This is a genomic window from Pseudomonas sp. Pseusp3, from assembly GCF_047304225.1.
GTDB classification, from domain to species: Bacteria; Pseudomonadota; Gammaproteobacteria; order Pseudomonadales; family Pseudomonadaceae; genus Aquipseudomonas; species Aquipseudomonas fluorescens_CD.
In genome coordinates this window covers 16,988-36,708 of sequence record NZ_JBGLYV010000009.1, presented here as the reverse complement: position 1 = coordinate 36,708, position 19,721 = coordinate 16,988, and the positions used below count along the sequence as shown (strand labels likewise).

The window sequence follows — 19,721 nt, the reverse complement described above, 5'->3', positions numbered from 1 at the left end:
AGGATCAAGCGCGGGCCAGTTCGACGCGTTCAGCGCTGGCATGGCGACGGGCAAGGGACAGGACACACAGCAGCGAAGTCGCGGCGATCAGGCTGTAGAACACCGCCATCGGCCACCACTGGCCGGCGAACCTGTGCGCCAGCAGGGTGCCGATCAACGGCGTCAGGCCACCGGCTACCGCGCCGCAAATCTGGTACGCCAGGGAAATCGCCGTGTAGCGCACGCGGGTCTCGAACATGCCACTGACATAGCCGGCGATCACTGCATAGAACGACGCCATGCACACCACCGCCAAAGCAATGCCAAGGATGATCAGCGGCGCCTGGGCCGAACTGACCAGCACGAACATCGGGTACGGTGACGCCATGGCCAGCAACGACACCAGGCACAGGAAGCGGGTCGCGCCGATCTTCTCGGCGACCCAGGCCGCCAGCGGCTGAATGCAGAACTGAATGATCGCGACAAAGAACAGGCACTCCAGAATCAGGGAGCGTGGAAGTTCGAGCTGCTGGGTGGTGTAGGCGATCATGAAGGTGTTGGTGAAATACACCCCGGCGATCCCCAGCGTGTTGGCGCCGATGCACAACAGCAGCGGACGCCACGCGGTACGCAGCACCTCCATGACCGGCGCCTGCTCCTTGCGCTGGCTTTTGCTGGCCTGCTCGCGGCTGGCCAGAAACTCTGGCGACTCATTGACCCCCAGGCGAATCGCCAGGCCCACCAGCAGCAACAGCGAACTGGCGAGGAACGGCAAGCGCCAGCCCCAGCTCATCAGGTCTTCTTCCGGCAGACGGGTGACCGCACTGAAGGCCAGCAGCGACAGGATCAAACCCGCCGGGCTGCCCAATTGCGCAAACGAAGCGAAGAAATTGCGCCGACCTTTCGGTGCATGCTCGCCGGCCATCAACACCGCCCCGCCCCACTCGCCACCCACGGCGATGCCCTGGACGATGCGCAGCAGAATCAGCAGCACCGGGGCAGTGGCACCGATTTGCGCGTAGGTCGGCAGCAAGCCGATGCACACCGTGACCACGCCCATCATCAACAAGGTGATGATCAACGACTTCTTGCGGCCGATGCGGTCACCAATATGGCCGAAGACAATCCCGCCCAACGGCCGCGCAAAGAAACCCACGGCGAACGTACCGAACGCGGCCATGGTGCTGAATAGTTTGTCGTCGGAGGGGAAGAACAGCGCACCGAACACCAGCGCGGCGGCGGTGGCGTAAATGTAAAAGTCGTACCACTCGATCATCGTGCCAATGAAGGCAGCGGCTGCCGCACGGCGCGGCTGGGACGAAGCGGGAGGCTTCATGGGGGGACTCCTTTGGTTATTTTTCTGGCAGGAGAGAAACGGCAAATCCGCGGCGCTCTGGCGGCGCTGGTCTGGGGATGATTTTTCGTTCCCGGACCATGATTAGTCAATTTTCTATTTATTATTCGAAGTATTACGGCACCTTATAATTGAGGGCAGCAGCAACAGCCGAACGCGACGTGCCGTAGGCGTTCAGCAGAAAAAAACCAATTCACCAGAAATTGAAATGAGCTGTCGCCACCTAAACTGCAAATCGTCCGGGTTTACAGCGGAAGGCCTCTATACCAGCGAGATGGCACGGGCCGAGGCTAACGACTTTTCTATTCGATAAGACTGCATGAGCCACAGTCGTCCAAGCGATCAATTGGAAGGCATGGAAATTGGTTGGGCGCGGTTACCCGCAGTTGGCTGCGAAACAGAGGCATTGGAGTGGCAGTGATCAGAGTAGGATAAGATGCCTGCAATTCAGGCTCGCTGTGAGTAGCCCCGCATGACAGATAACAGTCGGAACACCACCCGTCTGATCAAGAAGTACCCGAATCGCCGTCTGTATGACACGCACACCAGCAGTCATTTGACCCTTGCGGATATACGCCAATTGGTCGTCGATAGAATCCCGTTCGAGGTGGTCGACGCCAAGACTGGCGAGGATCTGACCCGAAGTATTTTGCTGCAGGTCATTCTGGAAGCCGAAAGTGGCGGTGAGCCGATATTCTCCAGTGAGATGCTCATGGGGATTATCCAGTTCTACGGTCCCTACCAGAGTGTCCTCGGCAGCTACCTGGATAAAAGCATCCAGACGGTCATCGACATCCAGTCTCAGACCGGCGCTCAGTCCTCTGAAGCCTGGAGCGCATTCATGCACCAGCAAGCACCGGTCATGCAGGATTTGATGCGCCAGTATGTCGACCAGTCAAAAGCCCTCTACATGAACACTCAGAACCTCTTCGGCCTGTTCGGCGCCATGCCGGCAGGCAAGCCGGGGGCCGGGGGCGGGCCAAAAAAAAATGACGATGGGGAATAAACCCATCGCCATCATGTAACCGTTCCAATCCGATTTATTTGCTATCGCTTGTAGCCTTGGCACCATGAGCGGTTTTGCCGGCTGCGGCGGTCGCTGCGCCAAAACCGCTCTGGGCAACGTCAGCAGCCTGTTTTACGGCTTTCTGTGCACTTTCAAAAACGGTACTGGCATTCGCCAGCGATGACTTGAATCCGGCCACAACAGACTCGGAGCCAGCCGGTGCATTCTTGCTGATCTCTTCAACGAACTCTTGCACCTGCTTGCTGCCCGCCTCGACCTGACGCGTGGTCAGTTGGGCAATTTCCGATTGGGTGCCAACAATCAGCGCGTGTACTTGACGATTGAACTCAGCCAGGCGTTCGGCTTGCACATTAGGCTGGGTGAAAGAAGCCTGGAGCTCAGCGAACCCTTGTGGATCACGCACCGCCAGCAGTTTGCGAAAACCGTCGAACTGCTCCTCGGTGGAGGCCTGCAGGGTCTTGAACTGCAATTGGCTGAGCTGTTCAACACTGGAGAAGATTTTGCCGCTGATTTGCTGCAGGAGGTCTAGGTTGGCTTTCTGAGCGTCTTGCAATTTTTCCAAGTTGAAAAAAGACATACTTGAATCTCCTGATTCTGAAAGGCCGACGTGGGCCTGAGGACGCGATAGCGATCCTGCCGGTCATCGCGCTAGCCTTGATATTGCAGTGCACAAATTCGTTTGGCAATGTTTTTTTGTGCGGCGCACAAAAATCTTTTACCTCCCTCCGCCATTCGCTATAGACTCCTGAAAGGCAAACGGCCGGCCAAGCACCTCTTTGATGATGAGATGCAGGCGAGCTGCTTCTCATGCATAAAACCAGGAGATCACCATGGGCCAGGAAGATATTATTGCATCGCAATATGACAGACTTTCCTCTCAACGCGGCCTGTTCGAACACCTGAGCCATCTGCAGCGCCTCAATACGCTGAACTTCCTTTTTGCTTTTCGCCAGCGCCAGGAAAAAACCCTCGCGCCTCTGAAGCGGGGTCAACTCAGACAACCTACGCCCGCTGAATGGCAGGAATATGTCACGGACCTCGGCCAACGCTGCCTGCTGTTTTGGGACACCCTGCGCCAGCGCGGCGACAATACGCTGGCCCATGAACGCGCCGGGTATCCGCTGCTGCTCAAGTTCGATCATGAAACCCTGATCGCAGGCCCCGAGCTCCCACACCCGGTCAACTATTCACTGCTGCGAATCCTCCCCGGACCAGAGCAAGAAATCGACAGCAACGCCCAGCCGGTGGTCATCATTGACCCACGCGGCGGCCACGGCTCGGGAATCGGCGGTTTCAAACAGGATTCGGTATTGGGTGAAAGCCTCAGAGCCGGCCACCCCACCTATTTCATCTCTTTCAGTCACTCACCACAGCCTGGGCAAACCCTGGCCCATATCGCCGAAGCCCAGGCCCGGTTCATCGAAGTCGTCGGCGCCCGTCACCCGGCCAACAGCAAGCCGATCATCATTGGTAACTGCCAAGCCGGCTGGGCCTTGATGGGACTGGCGGCAACACGACCGGAACTGCCGGGATTGATCATTATCAATGGTGCCCCCCTGTCATACTGGGCCGGTGCCAATGGACGCAATCCGATGCGCTATACCGGTGGCCTGCTGGGTGGCGGCTGGCTGGCTCGCCTGGGCAGCGACTTGGGCAATGGCCGTTTTGACGGTAGCTGGCTGGTCAGCAACTTCGAAAACCTGGACCCGGCCAACACCTATTGGGGCAAGTACTACCAGTTGTTCAGCCAGGTCGACAGCGAGGCCGCGCGCTTCCTCGACTTCGAACGCTGGTGGGGCAGCCCGACTCTGCTCAATGGCGAAGAGATCGAGATGATTGTCGATGATCTTTTCATCGGCAACCAATTGTCCGGCGGGCTCGACCGCAAGAGCAGCGGTATTGACCTGAAACGGATCGAAGTACCGGTGGTGGTGTTCTGCTCCTACGGCGACAACATCACCCCTCCCCAGCAAGCATTGAACTGGATCGCCGATGTCTATCCCAGCGATCTCGCTTTGCATGAGGCAGGACGTACCATCGTCTACCTTCGGCACGCCAGCATCGGCCATTTAGGCATTTTTGTCTCCGCCAAGGTGGCGCGGCGTGAACACCGGGGGTTGCTCGGCGCGGTCGAAGCCATCAGTGCGCTGCCGGCTGGGCTGTATGAAATGCTGATTGACGATCTGCCGGCCTCTCCAGGCAGCAATGACGTGCAATACCGAGTGCAATTCGAATCAAGGCGAATCGCCGATATCCATGATGACATCGAGCCGGCCCGTGATGACGATCGCGAATTCTCTCTGGTAGAGCGCATCTCTGAAATCAACAGCGCGTTTTACGACGGGTTCATACGTCCGTGGCTGCGTCCGATGGTCAACGAGCCCATTGCCGAATTGATGCGCAGGACGCACCCCTTCCATCAGCAGCAATTGCTATGGAGCAGCCTGAATCCGGCGCTGTGGTGGTTAGCCGCAAGCCTATCCAGAATCAGCAGTGATCGTCGTCCCGCACGCAAAGACAACCCGTTGCTGGCCTGGCAGGAACTGTTCTCCAACCAGATGCAAGACACCCTGAATGCGTACCGCGATGCGCGTGATGCCACTCAGGAGCTGTGTTTTTACGGGATTTATGGCGCACTGAATGCCCTCACCGGCAACAAGCCTGCGCGAAATCTCCAGGCACATGCCGACCGGCAGGACCAGGCCCTGATCGAACGCCTGCAGGATTCGCTACCCCATGGTGGCCCCCTGGAAGCGTTGGTGAGGATTCTGTTTTTGCTGGGCCGCGACAACGACAAGGCGTGCAAGGAGAGCATCGAAAAACTGATCCAGCAGGTGCATCGGCTGGTCCAGGACTACAGTGATGAGCCTACAGCCCTGCGCGAAGCCATCCGCTTGCAGAACCTGCTGGTTTTTGCCCACCCGCAAGAAAGCTTGCGCACCCTGCCCTTGTTGCTATCAGAGGCAAAGGAACGCCAACAGGTCCTGACAGCCGTTGGACAAATGATGCCTGAACTGTTAGCGACAACTGGAACAAAAGGCGAATTCTGGCGTGAGCTCCACGCGCTGCTCGAAGTCCCCCTGCCGGGCTTCAGCTTGACCCAACCGTCCAGTGAAACAGTTGTCATCCCGCAGGACACCCCTGCGCAGCCATCTCCGCTTGCAGCAACGCTGCCGCCGCAGATCACACCGACGCCCGCTCCCGCCATCGTAGTTAAAGCCCCGAAGCGCAAAGCGAGCAGAAAGACAAAAGGCCCCAAACCTCAATAAACCTTCACAAGGGATTAGCGGTGTATCCGTTCGGCGAAGCCTGTGACCTTATGATCTCTGTACAGACCGACGGGGTTCATGGGTCGAACCGGCGCGACTTCTTCGACCACAGGCGACAACTCGTCGGTTCGATACTGACCGGGGGTCATACCGAACCAACGGATGCATGCCTTATGGAAGCTGCTGTGATCATGGAAGCCGAGCAGGCAAGTCACATGTTTCATGTTGAAATGAGAATGGCGCAAATAGAAGTCAGCCATCTGCCGGCGCACATCGTTCAGGACGTCCTTGAATTGCGTGCCATCCTTCTCAAGGCCTCGTTGAAGCGTTCGCTTGCTGATGTTCAGTGCCGCCGCAATCGATTCCATATCACACGGCCCTTGGCCTTGCCCCAGGCTCAAGCGCTCGGTAATCAGCGAGCGAATCCTGCCAATGATAGAGCAACCGGACAACAGGTCCAATTGAGCCACGGCAAAACTGTCATGGAGTGTGGCCAACGCCTCGTTGGCCATGCTCAAAGGACTCAGAAGCTCCTGGCCATCAAACAGGATGCTGTCATACGCTGCCCCGAAACTCAGCGGACAGCCAAAAAGCCGCTGATGCTCCGACGTGTCTTCGGGTTCGGGATAAGTGAACTCCACACTCAAAGGTTGCGGTGACTTGCCACCGGCCAGCCAATGGCAGAAACCCAGCAGCGAAGCCAAGGCTGCATCCGTATATTGCCGGGGTTTGACCGAGCCAGGTTGCTGATGATCGAGGCTGGCCAGTCGGTAATGCTGCTGCTCCTGGACAAGGAAAAGGCTGAATCCGGTACCGATCAACGGGCTGAAACGAACCAGACGTTCAAGCGCCCTTTTCAGGTTCGAACTGGACATCATCGTGTAGCCCACGATCTGAAAACTGCTGGGATGGAATTCCCCGTAGGCTTTCAAACCGATATTCGGGTCATCCGAAGCCTGAGCAGCCAGATCCCAAAGACGATAGATAATACTTCGATCGCAGAATGCTCCCGGTTTATTCACGAACTCGACATCCAGTCCAGCCTCCTGGCACAGACCGGCAAGGTCCAGTCTTTGGGCCAAAAACGTATTCGCCAGCATGCTGGCATAACCTGAACTCATTCTATACATGGCGTCCTCATTGACCTGTGGAACCGAACGTCCTGTCCGGAGCCGATACTGACATGCGTTGAACATATTTCAATAATGTTTCAAGAATATTAACTATCCATTCAGTTCTAAGAATTGATCCCAGTAGGGTTACTCCTCATTTTTTTGCCATCAGGCCAGAACACCCGCGTGGCACCGATGGACAGGAAATCGTCACCTTCAAACACTTCCGCACGACCCGTCGATATCGAACAATCTTCTCTCCTGCAGCGCAAAAAAATGGAGTAGATGTATGGAATCGCGTAGTCGTATTGCTGTGGTAACGGGTGGTATGGGCGGTATCGGTACGGCAATCAGCCAACGTCTATACAAGGAAGGATTCAAGGTAATCGTCGGCTGCAGCTCTGATTCCAGCCGCAAGAACGACTGGATTGCCAGCCAGCTGGAGGCGGGTTATCAGTTCGAGTGCATCTATGGCGACGTCACCGATTGGGAGACGACCCGCAAGGCTTTCGAGATGGCTCGTGAACAATTCGGCCCGATCGATGTGCTGGTCAACAACGCCGGCATCACTCGCGACGCCTCTTTTCGCAAGCTCACTCCGGAAGACTGGAACAGCGTGATCGGGACCAACCTGACGGGCTTGTTCAACACCACCAAGCAGGTCATTGAAGGCATGTTGGCCAAGGGTTGGGGGCGGATCATCAATATCTCCTCGATCAACGGTCAGCGTGGCCAGTTCGGTCAGACCAACTACTCCGCCGCCAAGGCTGGCATCCATGGTTTCACCATGGCACTGGCCCGGGAAGTCTCCGGCAAGGGCGTGACCGTCAATACCGTTTCCCCAGGCTACATCCAGACCTCCATGACTGCGGCAATTCGCCCGGACATTCTCGAAGGCATGATCGCGGGAATACCGGTTGGTCGCCTTGGCCAACCCGAAGAGATCGCCTCGATCGTGGCCTGGCTGGCGTCCGATGAGTCCGCCTACAGCACCGGTGCCGACTTCTCCTTAAACGGCGGCATGAACATGCAATAACCCTGATCAGGGCAGGAATGCCCTGGTTTGCTCGACGAATTTTGTCTTTTCCATGAGGTCCCGCATGAACGAAGTCGTAATCGTTGCCGCTACTCGTACCGCCATTGGCAGTTTCCAGGGTTCTTTGTCTGCAATTCCCGCGACCGAGCTGGGTGCCGCAGTGATTCGCAACTTGCTGGAGCAGACGGGTCTCGATGCTGCCCAGATTGATGAAGTGATCCTGGGCCAGGTACTCACTGCCGGCGCTGGACAAAACCCGGCACGCCAGACAGCGATCAAGGCCGGCTTGCCAAACACCACACCTGCCCTGACCTTGAACAAGGTTTGCGGCTCCGGTCTCAAGGCGGTCCATCTCGCCGTCCAGGCAATCCGTTGCGGCGACGCGGAACTGGTGATCGCTGGCGGTCAGGAAAACATGAGTCTGGCTCCCTATGTTCTGCCCAAGGCACGTACCGGTCTGCGTATGGGCCATGCGCAACTGCAAGACAGCATGATCCAGGATGGCCTGTGGGACGCCTTCAACGACTACCACATGGGCATCACCGCCGAGAATCTGGCGCAGAAGTACGAGATCTCTCGTGAAGCACAGGATGCCTTCGCTGCCGCCTCGCAACAGAAGGCCGCCGCCGCCATTGAGGGCGGGCGCTTCCAGAGCGAAATCACCCCGATCCTGATTCCTCAGCGCAAGGGTGAACCACTGGTCTTCGACACCGACGAGCAGCCGCGTGTCGACAGTACCGCGCAAGCCTTGGCGAAACTCAAACCGGCATTCCAGAAAGACGGCAGCGTGACCGCCGGCAACGCTTCGACCCTCAACGATGGTGCTGCCGTGCTGTTGCTGGCCAGCGCAGCTAAAGCACAAGCGCTGGGCCTTCCGGTACTGGCACGGATCAAAGCCTATGCCAGCGCCGGTGTGGACCCGTCGATCATGGGCATTGGCCCGGTCCCGGCTACACGCCTGACCCTGCAAAAGGCCGGCTGGAGCGTCGAAGACCTCGACCTGATCGAAGCCAACGAAGCCTTCGCCGCCCAGGCGCTGGCGGTTGGCAAAGAGTTGGGTTGGGACACCAGCAAAGTCAACGTCAACGGCGGTGCAATCGCCCTTGGCCATCCGATCGGCGCGTCGGGGGCACGGATTCTGGTGTCGCTGGTGCACGAACTGGTCCGTCGCGACGCAAAGAAGGCGCTGGCCACGTTGTGCATCGGTGGCGGACAAGGCGTAAGCCTGGCTATCGAGCGCTAACCAACGGCATCTGAATAGCCAATACGCGGACTTGGGCCCCTTGCTCCGCGCATCAGGTTGGCGTGAAACAACGCTGCCCGCATTCCTGCCGTCGCTATGCCGGAGTCCGGCAAAGCGCGGCTTTTTTCTGCCCGGCTCATCTGTATGGGCAAGGAACTTTATGGACAATAACGCGCATACATTCACAACCTATTGGTCAGGCCAGGTTCCGTTCATCGCGTCCTATGCAGTGCAACAATTGCGCCTGTGGGTCAGCACTAATCCTTGGTTTTCCGGGCATGAGCACGGCGCCTGGTTCGATCTGCCTCGCGAAACCCTGGACAGCCTTCAAATGGACTACCAGGTTCAATGGGGCAAACTCGGCCAAAAATTGCTGACCGGCCAACCCTTCAGCTTCGATGATCGACGCTTCGCCAGCGGTAACTGGAGTGATCCACTGTTCGGCTCCCTCGCTGCGTTTTACCTGCTCAACTCCAGCTTTCTCCTGAAACTGCTCGACAAACTGCTGATCGACGAAAAGAAACCGCGCCAACGCCTGCGCTATCTGGTCGAGCAAGCCATTGCCGTCAGTGCGCCAAGCAATTTTCTGGTCAGTAACCCTGACGCGCTCCAGCGTGTGGTTGAGACTCAAGGTGCCAGCCTGCTCACAGGTATGCAGCATCTGCTCAGCGACATGAACGAAGGCAAAATGCGTCAGTGTGATAGCGACGCCTTCAAGGTTGGCGTCGATCTGGCCAGCACCCCTGGCGAAATCGTCTTCGAGAATCACCTGTTCCAGCTGATTCAGTACTACCCGCAAAGCGAAACCCAGTACCGGCACCCGGTATTCGTCGTACCGCCTTCGATCAACAAGTACTACATCCTTGATCTGCGTCCGGACAACTCGATGGTCCGCCACCTGCTGGAAAAGGGACATCCCGTATTCCTGATGTCCTGGCGCAACTTTGACCAGGAACACGCTGGCACCACCTGGGATGACCTGATTGAGCACGGGGTGATCGACGCCCTGCAAGTGGCCCGCGAGATCAGTGGCCAGCAGCGACTCAATTGCGTGGGTTTCTGCATCGGCGGCACCCTGTTGAGCACTGCACTGGCCGTACTGGCTGCACGTGGCGACAGAGAGATCGCCAGCGTGAGCCTGTTCACCACGTTCCTTGATTACCTCGATACCGGCCCCATCGACGTCTTCGTCGACGAAGAACTGGTGGCCTACCGCGAGCGCACAATCGGCGGCATAAATGGTCCCATCGGTCTGTTTCGTGGAGAGGACATGGGCAATACCTTCTCCTTGCTGCGCCCCAACGAATTGTGGTGGAACTACAACGTCGACAAATACCTTAAGGGGCAAAAGCCGATTCCGCTTGATCTGCTGTACTGGAATAACGACAGCACCAACCTTCCGGGCCCGATGTACTGCTGGTACCTGCGCCACACCTATCTGCAAAACGATTTGAAATCAGGCGAGCTGGAATGCTGCGGGGTCAAGCTGGATTTGCGTGCAATTGACGCTCCCGCTTACATCCTCGCCACCCATGACGATCACATCGTGCCCTGGAAAAGCGCCTACGCCAGCACCAACCTGCTCTCCGGGGCCAAGCGTTTTGTATTGGGAGCTTCAGGGCATATCGCCGGCGTCATCAATCCACCGGCCAAGCAGAAGCGCCATTACTGGACCAATAATCGGGTCACGAAAAACCCGGAGACCTGGTTCAAGAATGCTGAGCAGCAACCCGGTAGCTGGTGGAATGATTGGTTCAACTGGCTGGCGGGACACTCCGGCGAGCGCCAACCAGCGGTTGCGCACATAGGGAATGACAAATTCCCGCCTCTGGAACCGGCGCCAGGCAGTTATGTAAAACAATGAAAAACTGCTGTGGGCCAGAGCGCGACACTTTCTGGTACGTGACTCTCGACTTCCTGGATGACGGCAGCGTCGAGATATTGTCGATTGTGCCAAAACAGGACCGGTAAGCCCACCCGATGGCACATCATTTGTTTGGGTACAAGGAGAGACGCCCCATGAGCACCCCGTTCCGTATCAACGAAGCACTGTTGATTGCCGGCCACGCATTCGAACCTTTTCAATGCGTCGCCTGGGCTCCGCAAGACGGTAATGGCGAACTGAGCCTGACCATCATCGACCGGGCCAACACTCGCATTTGTCGCAAACAGATTCCAAGCAGTGCCTATTCCGACCCGGCGCAACTGGAAAGCCTGCTGGAAGAGGTGCGAGCCCAGTTGAGCCAGGAGGGCTACAAGCTACAATCCTGGACAATGCCAGAGTAAGTATTCTCGCGGATCGCTCCCTGTGATCCGCCTAATACTCCACTCTCACGATCACGATAATACAGATGAATTTAAATTTTATTGAGCCCCCGTTCGGCCATCGTAAGGTGTTGTTTTTCTGTACCCCCCGTTTTAGTTTCTGGAGAACGCTTATGCAACGCGTAGGCGTTCAGCAGAAAGTCATACGGGGTCAGCCGGCTCTGAGAACGAGCCGGCTAAAGCGTGCTGGAATGGTATCCAGGCGGGCAATACGGTTCGGGTTCACGGGCTCGCCCAAGCGGGCATTGCTGATCAGGCTTGATGGGATGCTACGGGACGTCACCGAATGACGGTGACGGACAGCCCGTTGCAGACCGTCGTTCCCACAACAGGGTGATCAGGGTTTACGCGCAATGATCACCTGACTTTTCGCCACCACGGCATCCAGCGCCTGCTTGATCTGGGTGCCCCGTGGCGAGGCCAGAATCGCCTGCCAGGTATCCGCCCAGTGGTTGAGCAACGGATGGTCCGGGTTGCTGAAATCGACCTTGGCTTCCCAGAACAACAGCATCCACATCGACCAGTAGAATCCGTACTGGCTGTGACTGATCACTTCCAGGCCGGCATCGCTGACCATGGCCTTGAACTGCTCTTCGCTGATGATGCGAATGTGGTTGGGCTTCTGGAAATACTCGGCCGCCGCGATATCTTTCTGCAGGTCTTCGGAGCTCGGATGGGGGACGCTCAGCAGATACAAGGCGCCCGGTTTACCGACGCGTACCAGTTCAGCGAGGAACTGGGCTGGATCGTCCACGTGTTCGATGACCTCGGTCGACACCACCCGCGTGGCGGTCGCATCGGCAATCGGCAGCGGGTTGCAGTCGGTGACGTGGCATTCGACGTCGCGGGCCGGTGTATCGCTCAGGCGCTGACGGGTCGCTTCGACCTTGGCCGCGTCGATATCGGCAATGATGATCTTTGCCCCGCGCATCCCGCAGAAATGCACGTTGCCGCCGTCACCACAGCCCACGTCCAGCAGCGTGTCCTCGGGGGTCACCGGGAATCCGCTGAACAGTTCGCCGGTTTGCTGATTGAACCAGCCGCTGAGCATCGCGTCGTGCAGGCCGAGCATATAGGGGTCGACCTTCTCCGCCACGGGTGGCGCAGGCGGTGTCTCTGGCTGCACAGGCACGGGCGTGCCCGCCGTGAGTTTCTTCAATAGGCTCAGCATGAGGTGGCTCCAGAGGATGGGACGGCGATACGGGACGGGCTCAGGCGTTGTACCAGCGAGGCACCGCGCTGGCGCATGGGCATTTCGATGAAGCGGTAGTTGAGTTCGCTCAACAGGGCGATCAATCCGAACGCGATGAGCAACGTCGGCAGCGGATGACCCGCCGGGTTCGGCAGGTTGGCTTCCTGCAACCGAAAGGTGAATTCGCGGACCAACAGATAGGCCGGAATGTGGATCAGGTAGATGCCGTAGGAGCGGCTACCGATCCAGGTCATCACGTTCTTCAACGCGCCTTTGGGCATCAGGTAATCGCGGTTGTAGGACGCGATCCACACCAGCAGCGCACACAACAGCCCAATCACGCCGATCCGGTAATGGGTAAAGGTGAAGCGGTCCGTCGCCATGAAACCGAGCACCAGTGAAACCCCGACCAGTGCCGACAGGCCGGCCCATGGGCGACCCAGGAAGGTCGGCTCCCAGCGTCGGTACGAAGGCTGCACGCTCCACATCGCCAACAGCACGCCAAGGGCCAGCGCGTCGGTGCGCACCACCATCAGGATCGGCGTGCGCAAGGTAAACAACTGCACCGCAACCAGCGCCAGCAAAGCCCACACCAGGTGTTTGCGAAACAACACGATCAACAACGGAAACAGCAGGTAGAACTGCTCTTCAAGCGACAGGCTCCAGTACACGAAACTGGTGCCGTACTCGTAGCGATAAAAACTGTCGGCAAAGCGGAAATTGGCGTACTGCGCAATGCCGGCCAGGGTCGCCTGAATGTTCGCGTGCAGCGTGCCGAACGCGCCGGAGCGGTTGAGAAAAAGGCATGCCAGCAACATCAGCGCCAGCCATAACCAGGCCGACGGCAGCAAACGAAAAGCCCGGCGCAACCAGAAATTGCGCGTCTGTTGCCAATAATCCCGACCGGTAGTGCAACGATGCAAGGCCGGGATCAGGCTGCGGGCAATGACGAAGCCCGAGATCGCGAAAAACAGATCCACGCCCCACCACGGCTGGTTGTACAGCGTGATGCTCTGCAGCAATGGCACGGCCGCCGCGAACAGGCTGTCCTGCAGGTGATGAAACAGCACGCCAAGCACCGCAATGCCGCGCAGCAATTCGATGTCCATGATCCGTTTTTCGTTACTCATTCGCCCTCCTGGACATGAGGTTTGCGAGCAATGATCACCTGGCTCTTGGGCATGAACTGATCCAGCATCCGCTTGATCGCCAACCCGTCGGGCTGGGCCAGCAAGTCCTGCCAGGTTTTCGCCCAGCTTTCCATCAGCGGCGGGTACGGCGCCTGAATCCGGTCACGCACCGCACCGCCCAAATCCCGGCCGGCGGCCCGCTCACTGGCCCAGAAAAAGATCATGCCCATGACCCAGAAAAACCCGGATGCCTGACGATGCTCGATGACCAGGCCGGCGTCCTCCACCAGCGCGGCGAATCGCTCGGGGCTGAAAATCTGCACGTGATTGGGCGATTGAAAGTAGCTGGCCGGGGCGATGCCTTTCTGCAAATGCTCGCCCACCGGGGATGGCACGCTCAACAGGTACAGCGCACCGGGGCGGCCCATGCGCACCAGTTCGGCCATGAAGGGCTCTGGCTGATCGATGTGCTCGAGCACTTCCATGCACACGACTTTGCTGGCGCAGCCTTCGGCCAATGGCAGCGGCAAACTGTTGCTGACCAGCCCCAGGTTCGGTTTGTCTGATTGCGCGGCCACTTGCCGGGCAAGGTCATGGACCTTGTCGTATTCGCTGTCAGTGAAGATCACCGAGGCGCCCTGGCGGATCGCGAACAACGTCGCCACGCCTTCGCCGCATCCGACATCCAGCAGGGTGTCGTCGGCGGTGATGGCAAACCCTTTGAGCAATTCGCCGCTGTCGCCCGAAAACCAGCCGTCATGCATCGCATCGTGCAAGCCCACATCTCTTGGCGACACACGGGATTGCTCGACCGGCAGCGGCGCGGGCCGGGGCTCGGGTTTCGTCTCCGGAAAGAAACGTCTGACCAATGCGCGAATCATGCCTCGGGGGTTTCCACGGCACCACTCTCGAACAGGCGCTCGAAAAATACGCCAAGCCGCTGCTCGGCGGTGGCCTGGCTGCAGAATTTCCTGAGGCTGGCCACTGCGTGCACGGACATCTGTGCATAACGTTCGGGATCACCCTTGGCCACGTCATAGCTTGATTGGTAAGCCCTGCACAACGACGCCCAATTGGTGACGTAGCGCAAGGTCCGAAACGCCCTGCGCGGGTCATGTGGCCAGGCCGTCAGCTCATCGGTGGAGTCAATCAGGAATGCATTATCGGCATCCAGGTAATCGATCATCGCCGTGGTCCGTGGCGCCACGGCCGGTTTGCCACAGGACATGAACTCCATCAGCGGAAGGCATTGGCCTTCGCCGTAGGAGGTGTTGACCACGTAACTCGTGGCTTGCACCAGCTGCTCATAGTCCGCGTCAGCCAGATAGCCGTAAATCAACACGACCCGGCAGCGGTAGGACTGGTTCTTGTACAAGTGGTGAAGGATATCAGTCAGCGCTTCTTCGGCATCGTGGTGCGTCAATTTAAGCACCAGCGTTGCGTCGTCCACCTCGCGAAACGTCACGCAAAAGGCACTGAGCATGTCTTCCCAGTTCTTGCGCCCGTCACCGGGGTTGAACACCGAAGTGTAGATCACGCCATCGAGGACCAACTCGTGTTCACTCGGCGGGGCCTGGAAATCAATCCCCACACCTTCGCGAGTTGCCACGGGGCCGAAGGCTCGCAATTCGAGTTCGCGGCTGTCTGCCAGCAACCCCTTGAGCGTCAACCGCACCTGACGGGCCAGGGGCTGACGTTGCAACTGGGCGCCGCGCTCGGAAAACCGGTCCCATACCGGGGCAGGTACCGCGATGATCGGGTAATCGGCGCCCATCGCCTCGCGTACCGCATTCACGGTGTAGCTGGAATGTGTAATCGCCGCACCCGCTGCCCGCAACACCGTGCGCCAGTCATTGAGCGGGTCACCGGCGAAGGGTTCGTTGGGGATGGTGCTGAATTCCCACGCGAACACCGGCAGCGTCGGGCAGGTCAAATTGACCGGCGTGCGATGAGGCGGTGAGAACGACAGGAACACGCACGCTTCACCACGAGACAAACAGTCCAGGTACAAGGCATCGACTTCGGTCTGCGGGTCGCTGACTTCTACCACTCGCCCCAGCCGTTCCAGCACGGGACGGTACTCCTTGAGTACGAAGTAATAGCTGTACTCCGAGCGGCCAAGGTTCTGGGCAATGGTGTGCTGGTTGGTTTCCGAATGAATGATGATCAGCATGGGGCGTTATCCGTCACGGTTGCTGTCGGCAAAGCCTGTGGCGCCAGCCCGAAGAAATCCGCCATGCGTTTCTGCACCGGGGCGAAAGCGCAGTAATCGTGCATACGCTCGACGGCGGCGTGGGACATGCGCTGATACTCCAGCGGTTGTTCCTTGGCCAGACGGTAGCTGTTTTCGTAAGCGGTTTTCAGCGAACCCCAATCCGGCCGGTAACGCAGGGTGCGGTAGATGATGCGAGTGTCCTGCGGCCAGATGGTCAGCTCTTCGCTGGACTTGACCACAAACGCCACACGCTCGTCGATGTAGTCCTCCATGGCCGTGTGATCAGGAGCAATCACCGGTTTACCGCTGGCCATGAACTCCATCAGCGGCAGGCACAGCCCTTCGCAGCGTGAGGCATTGACGTAGTAACTGGCGGCTTCGTACAGCCGGGCGTATTGCGGATCGTCCAGGTAGCCGTGCATGACCACCACCCGACAGGCGAACGGCGAAAGCTGCGCGAGCAACGTCATCAGTTCGTCGTGGTAGGACGACAGATCGCTTTGGGTAATCTTCAGCACCAGCGTCGCGTCAGACGTTTCGCGGAACGCCCAGCAGAATGCAGTAATCAGTTGATGCCAGTTCTTGCGACCGTCACGCGGGTTGAACACGGTGACGTACACCACTCCGTCAACCTGTGTTTCAACCCGGGCGGTGGTGTCCGGCCACGCTCGCGGCTCTGGCTCGGGCACTGCAATCGTCTGCGGGCCGGCGATGGCCGGCAACCACTCGGCGAGGCGCTCATGGGCGGCTTGCGACAACAGGTCGCGAATCCCTTCCCAATACCACTGGCTCAGAAAATGGGTGCGATGCACCGGGATCGGCAGCGATTTGCCTTTGTCCAGGCGCCACATATGCAGATAATGGCGAGCAATCACGAAGCGGCGCTTGAGCGTCAGCGGCGGTGGCTTCAATGCCTCCAGCTCGGCCTCGAGTGCCGCCAGTTCCTCGGCGGTCGGCACGACAGGAATCAGTGCATCGGCGCTCAGCCCGAGTGTGCGTGTATCGAAGATGCAGCCCTTGATGTCCAGGGTCGAGCCGGCGCTGATCGGGGCGCTGGTGTGGCGACTACGAATGTCGGCGAAGTTTTCCCACAACGGCGTCGGTAACACCAGCACCGGAAAGTCTTCGCCCATGCTCCGGCGAATCGCCCGGGCGGTATGGCTGGAGAGCGTGATCACCCGGCCCTGCCGCGCCAGCATTTGCGTCCAGTCCTGGCGCGGATCGTTATCCCATTGCTCATCGGGAATCGAATCGAACTCCCAGGCCACCACGCAGATCGTCGGGCACTCAAGGTCGTTCGGTGTTTTCTGCGGTGGCGTAAATGACAGGAACAGACTGTCTTCGCCGGCGGCCGATAATTGTTTGTAGAGCGGATCGACCTCGGCGGTGGAGGACACCACATGCACTCGCCCAAGGCTTTCGAGTACAGGGCGATACGCCTTGAGCACGAAATAGTAACTGTACTCGGGACGGCCGAGACTCTGGCTGATGGAGCTGTCGTTGACGTCGGAGTAAAGAATAAAATTCATGGTATCCCACGGTGACGCCGCCATCCCGGCAGCCTCACGCCATGACGGGGAGGACACGGTTCGAGTCAGTGTTTACTGGCGCTCGTCCATCGTCTTCCTGCCCGCCTTCGTTCTTGTTTTAGTGGTCAGTTTCCCGCAGTTTCGAAGCGACGCTGCCGAACCCCGGATAATCGTGACGAGGGGCATTCTAACCACATCCGTTGAGGATTCGTGAACCGCCCGACGAGAATAAATCGGGCTACGCTGACGAGAACTGACCGGTCACGATTGGACCTGTTGAAATTGCCGAGCAAATGGCACAGATTGGCTACCAAACAACTACAACAAACATTTCACCTGATTTTCGAGCGATCATTTCGACTCGTGAAACCGTTCCATAAAGCCTGTGGAAAGTGGATGAAATGCATGACCAAGGGGTCGCTGTTTGAAAAAACGTCTGTTTGTCACGGGTCTGAGCGGATTCGTCGGACAACACATCCAGTCGCGTTTACAGGCTGATGCCTCGGAATGGGAGCTTTTGCCTGTTCCTTGCCGCTACGATCTCGCTGTGCCGGACAGTCTCGAAGGCTTGTGGCCGGAAATGCCCGATGCGGTGATTCACCTGGCCGGCCAGACTTTCGTCCCGCAAGCCTTTCGTGATCCGGCGGGCACCCTGAATGTCAATCTGCTGGGCACCCTGAACCTGCTGCAAGCCCTCAAGGCACGCGGATTCAGCGGCACGTTTCTGTATGTCAGCTCCGGTGATGTCTATGGCCAGGTCACTGAAGCCGATCTGCCCATCACTGAATTGCAGCCACCCTGCCCGCGCAATCCCTATGCCGTCAGCAAACTGTCGGCAGAGTTCCTGAGCTTGCAATGGGGCCTGAGCGAAGGCTGGCCCGTACTGGTCGCCCGCCCGTTCAACCACATCGGCAGCGGGCAGAAAGACAGCTTCGTCATCGCCAGCGCCGCCCGTCAGATCTGCCGGATCAGGCAAGGCCTGCAAGCGCCACAACTGGAAGTCGGGGACATCGACGTCACACGCGATTTCCTCGATGTCGGGGACGTGGTCTCGGCCTACCTGGCCTTGCTGGAAAAAGGTACGCCGGGGCAGGTCTACAACATTTGCTCGGGGCGCGAGCAGAGCATTCGCAGTTTGATCGCACAACTGGCAGATCTTGCCCAGGTCGACCTGCAACTCGTCCAGGACCCTGCGCGACTTCGCCGCGCGGATCAGCGTCGGGTGTGTGGCAGCCCTGAAAGGCTGACCCGGATCACCGGATGGAAGTCTGAAATCACAACACAACAATCCCTGCGGGCGATCCTGTCCGACTGGGAGAAGCGAGTACGACAAGAATGACTAAAAGTGCATTGATCACAGGTATCACCGGCCAGGATGGCGCGTATCTGGCCAAACTGCTGCTCGACAAAGGTTACAAAGTCCACGGCCTGGTCGCGCGTCGCAGTAGCGATTCGCGCTGGCGTCTGCGTGAGATGGGGGTCGAAGCGGACATCGTCTACCTGGACGGCGACATGGCCGATGCCTGTTCAGTGCAGCGCGCGGTGATCAAGTCGGCACCGGACGAGGTCTACAACCTCGCCGCGCAAAGCTTTGTCGCGGCCTCCTGGGATCAACCGGTGACCACCGGCATCGTCGACGGCCTGGGCGTTACCCACTTGCTCGAAGCGATCCGCCAGTTCAGTCCGCACACGCGTTTCTACCAGGCGTCCACCAGCGAAATGTTCGGCCTGATCCAGGCCGAACAGCAGGACGAGAACACACCGTTCTATCCGCGCAGCCCTTATGGCGTGGCCAAGTTGTATGGCCACTGGATCACCGTGAACTACCGCGAAAGCTTCAACCTGCACGCCAGCAGCGGGATTCTGTTCAACCATGAATCGCCGCTGCGCGGCATCGAGTTCGTGACGCGCAAAGTCACCGACGCCGCCGCCCGGATCAAGCAGGGCAAACAGCAGGAACTGCGCCTGGGCAACATCGACGCCAAGCGTGACTGGGGCTTTGCCGGGGACTACGTCGAGGCCATGTGGCTGATGCTGCAACAGGACAAACCCGACGACTTCGTGGTGGCCACCGGCGTGACCACCACCGTGCGCGAGATGTGCCGGATCGCCTTCGATCATGTGGGCCTGAACTACCGCGACTACGTGAAGATCGACCCGGCGTTCTTCCGCCCGGCCGAAGTGGAAGTGTTGCTCGGCAACCCGGCCAAGGCCCAGCGTGTGCTGGGCTGGAAGCCAAAAACCGATCTGGATGCCTTGATCCGCATGATGATGGATGCGGACATGAAACGCGTTGCCAAGGAGTAGGCC

16 protein-coding genes are annotated in these 19,721 nt (G+C 58.6%); 8 read left to right on the top strand and 8 right to left on the bottom strand.

What is annotated here, in order from left to right; all coding sequences use genetic code 11:
* Nucleotides 1-4 precede the first annotated feature (4 nt).
* A complete protein-coding gene (locus ACCD00_RS05180; protein ID WP_322615306.1) occupies nt 5-1,315 on the bottom strand; it encodes an MFS transporter in 1,311 nt (436 codons plus the stop codon).
* A 490-nt stretch (nt 1,316-1,805) separates the two neighbouring features.
* Between ACCD00_RS05180 and phaR the strand changes: the two genes are divergently transcribed.
* Nucleotides 1,806-2,339: a polyhydroxyalkanoate synthesis repressor PhaR gene (gene phaR / locus ACCD00_RS05175; RefSeq protein ID WP_223531605.1), complete on the top strand. Its 534-nt coding sequence runs from the start codon at nt 1,806-1,808 to the stop codon at nt 2,337-2,339.
* A gap of 34 nt (nt 2,340-2,373) precedes the next feature.
* Here phaR and phaP read toward each other — a convergent pair whose 3' ends face one another.
* On the bottom strand, nt 2,374-2,937 hold the full coding sequence (phaP, locus tag ACCD00_RS05170; protein ID WP_413422507.1) for a TIGR01841 family phasin: 564 nt from the start codon (nt 2,935-2,937) through the stop codon (nt 2,374-2,376).
* A 253-nt stretch (nt 2,938-3,190) separates the two neighbouring features.
* On the opposite strand from phaP, the gene ACCD00_RS05165 reads away from it, so the two are divergent.
* Entirely contained in the window at nt 3,191-5,629 is a 2,439-nt protein-coding gene (locus ACCD00_RS05165) for a DUF3141 domain-containing protein (protein WP_413422505.1), read from the top strand.
* A gap of 14 nt (nt 5,630-5,643) precedes the next feature.
* Here ACCD00_RS05165 and ACCD00_RS05160 read toward each other — a convergent pair whose 3' ends face one another.
* Nucleotides 5,644-6,759 carry an AraC family transcriptional regulator gene (locus ACCD00_RS05160; RefSeq protein WP_413422503.1) on the bottom strand — a complete coding sequence of 372 codons (1,116 nt, stop codon included), beginning with the start codon at nt 6,757-6,759 and terminating at the stop codon, nt 5,644-5,646.
* A gap of 271 nt (nt 6,760-7,030) precedes the next feature.
* Between ACCD00_RS05160 and phbB the strand changes: the two genes are divergently transcribed.
* From phbB to ACCD00_RS05140, 4 genes are all read left to right on the top strand, one after another.
* Nucleotides 7,031-7,777, top strand: a complete 747-nt coding sequence (gene phbB, locus ACCD00_RS05155) for an acetoacetyl-CoA reductase (RefSeq protein ID WP_413422501.1) — start codon at nt 7,031-7,033, stop codon at nt 7,775-7,777.
* A 64-nt stretch (nt 7,778-7,841) separates the two neighbouring features.
* Nucleotides 7,842-9,020 carry an acetyl-CoA C-acetyltransferase gene (locus ACCD00_RS05150; RefSeq protein WP_413422499.1) on the top strand — a complete coding sequence of 393 codons (1,179 nt, stop codon included), beginning with the start codon at nt 7,842-7,844 and terminating at the stop codon, nt 9,018-9,020.
* 160 nt (nt 9,021-9,180) lie between these two features.
* Nucleotides 9,181-10,884 (top strand): class I poly(R)-hydroxyalkanoic acid synthase, encoded by a 1,704-nt coding sequence (phaC, locus tag ACCD00_RS05145; RefSeq protein ID WP_413422497.1) that lies wholly within the window; start codon nt 9,181-9,183, stop codon nt 10,882-10,884.
* A gap of 155 nt (nt 10,885-11,039) precedes the next feature.
* Nucleotides 11,040-11,306, top strand: coding sequence for a hypothetical protein (locus ACCD00_RS05140; protein ID WP_413422495.1), 267 nt, complete (start codon nt 11,040-11,042; stop codon nt 11,304-11,306).
* A 376-nt stretch (nt 11,307-11,682) separates the two neighbouring features.
* Here ACCD00_RS05140 and ACCD00_RS05135 read toward each other — a convergent pair whose 3' ends face one another.
* Genes ACCD00_RS05135 through ACCD00_RS05115 form a run of 5 tightly spaced genes read right to left on the bottom strand, consistent with a single transcriptional unit; the run spans nt 11,683 to nt 17,411 of the window.
* Nucleotides 11,683-12,516, bottom strand: a complete 834-nt coding sequence (locus tag ACCD00_RS05135; protein WP_413422493.1) for a class I SAM-dependent methyltransferase — start codon at nt 12,514-12,516, stop codon at nt 11,683-11,685.
* Nucleotides 12,510-13,667, bottom strand: coding sequence for an acyltransferase family protein (locus ACCD00_RS05130; RefSeq protein ID WP_413422491.1), 1,158 nt, complete (start codon nt 13,665-13,667; stop codon nt 12,510-12,512). Before ACCD00_RS05130 ends, ACCD00_RS05135 begins: the two co-directional genes overlap by 7 nt.
* Complete coding sequence (locus tag ACCD00_RS05125) at nt 13,664-14,548, bottom strand: class I SAM-dependent methyltransferase (protein WP_413422489.1); 885 nt, start codon at nt 14,546-14,548, stop codon at nt 13,664-13,666. Before ACCD00_RS05125 ends, ACCD00_RS05130 begins: the two co-directional genes overlap by 4 nt.
* Nucleotides 14,545-15,840 carry a glycosyltransferase gene (locus ACCD00_RS05120; protein ID WP_413422487.1) on the bottom strand — a complete coding sequence of 432 codons (1,296 nt, stop codon included), beginning with the start codon at nt 15,838-15,840 and terminating at the stop codon, nt 14,545-14,547. The genes ACCD00_RS05125 and ACCD00_RS05120 overlap by 4 nt, the downstream gene beginning before the upstream one ends.
* Nucleotides 15,834-17,411, bottom strand: coding sequence for a glycosyltransferase (locus ACCD00_RS05115; protein WP_413422485.1), 1,578 nt, complete (start codon nt 17,409-17,411; stop codon nt 15,834-15,836). The genes ACCD00_RS05120 and ACCD00_RS05115 overlap by 7 nt, the downstream gene beginning before the upstream one ends.
* Nucleotides 17,412-17,835: 424 nt before the next feature.
* Here ACCD00_RS05115 and ACCD00_RS05110 point away from each other — a divergent pair, with 424 nt between their 5' ends.
* Both ACCD00_RS05110 and gmd read left to right on the top strand, forming a co-directional pair.
* Nucleotides 17,836-18,750, top strand: coding sequence for a GDP-mannose 4,6-dehydratase (locus ACCD00_RS05110; protein ID WP_413422483.1), 915 nt, complete (start codon nt 17,836-17,838; stop codon nt 18,748-18,750).
* Nucleotides 18,747-19,718: a GDP-mannose 4,6-dehydratase gene (gene gmd, locus ACCD00_RS05105; protein WP_015094126.1), complete on the top strand. Its 972-nt coding sequence runs from the start codon at nt 18,747-18,749 to the stop codon at nt 19,716-19,718. Before ACCD00_RS05110 ends, gmd begins: the two co-directional genes overlap by 4 nt.
* Nucleotides 19,719-19,721: the final 3 nt, after the last annotated feature.

Bases quoted from the DNA above. Each gene is read 5' to 3' on its own strand.
- ACCD00_RS05135 (WP_413422493.1), bottom strand. From the start codon at position 12,516: ATGCTGAGCCTATTGAAGAAACTCACGGCGGGCACGCCCGTGCCTGTG.
- ACCD00_RS05130 (WP_413422491.1), bottom strand. From the start codon at position 13,667: ATGAGTAACGAAAAACGGATCATGGACATCGAATTGCTGCGCGGCATT.
- phaR (WP_223531605.1), top strand. From the start codon at position 1,806: ATGACAGATAACAGTCGGAACACCACCCGTCTGATCAAGAAGTACCCG.
- ACCD00_RS05180 (WP_322615306.1), bottom strand. From the start codon at position 1,315: ATGAAGCCTCCCGCTTCGTCCCAGCCGCGCCGTGCGGCAGCCGCTGCC.
- ACCD00_RS05125 (WP_413422489.1), bottom strand. From the start codon at position 14,548: ATGATTCGCGCATTGGTCAGACGTTTCTTTCCGGAGACGAAACCCGAG.
- ACCD00_RS05165 (WP_413422505.1), top strand. From the start codon at position 3,191: ATGGGCCAGGAAGATATTATTGCATCGCAATATGACAGACTTTCCTCT.
- ACCD00_RS05150 (WP_413422499.1), top strand. From the start codon at position 7,842: ATGAACGAAGTCGTAATCGTTGCCGCTACTCGTACCGCCATTGGCAGT.
- phaC (WP_413422497.1), top strand. From the start codon at position 9,181: ATGGACAATAACGCGCATACATTCACAACCTATTGGTCAGGCCAGGTT.
- gmd (WP_015094126.1), top strand. From the start codon at position 18,747: ATGACTAAAAGTGCATTGATCACAGGTATCACCGGCCAGGATGGCGCG.
- ACCD00_RS05140 (WP_413422495.1), top strand. From the start codon at position 11,040: ATGAGCACCCCGTTCCGTATCAACGAAGCACTGTTGATTGCCGGCCAC.
- ACCD00_RS05160 (WP_413422503.1), bottom strand. From the start codon at position 6,759: ATGTATAGAATGAGTTCAGGTTATGCCAGCATGCTGGCGAATACGTTT.
- phaP (WP_413422507.1), bottom strand. From the start codon at position 2,937: ATGTCTTTTTTCAACTTGGAAAAATTGCAAGACGCTCAGAAAGCCAAC.
- phbB (WP_413422501.1), top strand. From the start codon at position 7,031: ATGGAATCGCGTAGTCGTATTGCTGTGGTAACGGGTGGTATGGGCGGT.
- ACCD00_RS05115 (WP_413422485.1), bottom strand. From the start codon at position 17,411: ATGAATTTTATTCTTTACTCCGACGTCAACGACAGCTCCATCAGCCAG.
- ACCD00_RS05120 (WP_413422487.1), bottom strand. From the start codon at position 15,840: ATGCTGATCATCATTCATTCGGAAACCAACCAGCACACCATTGCCCAG.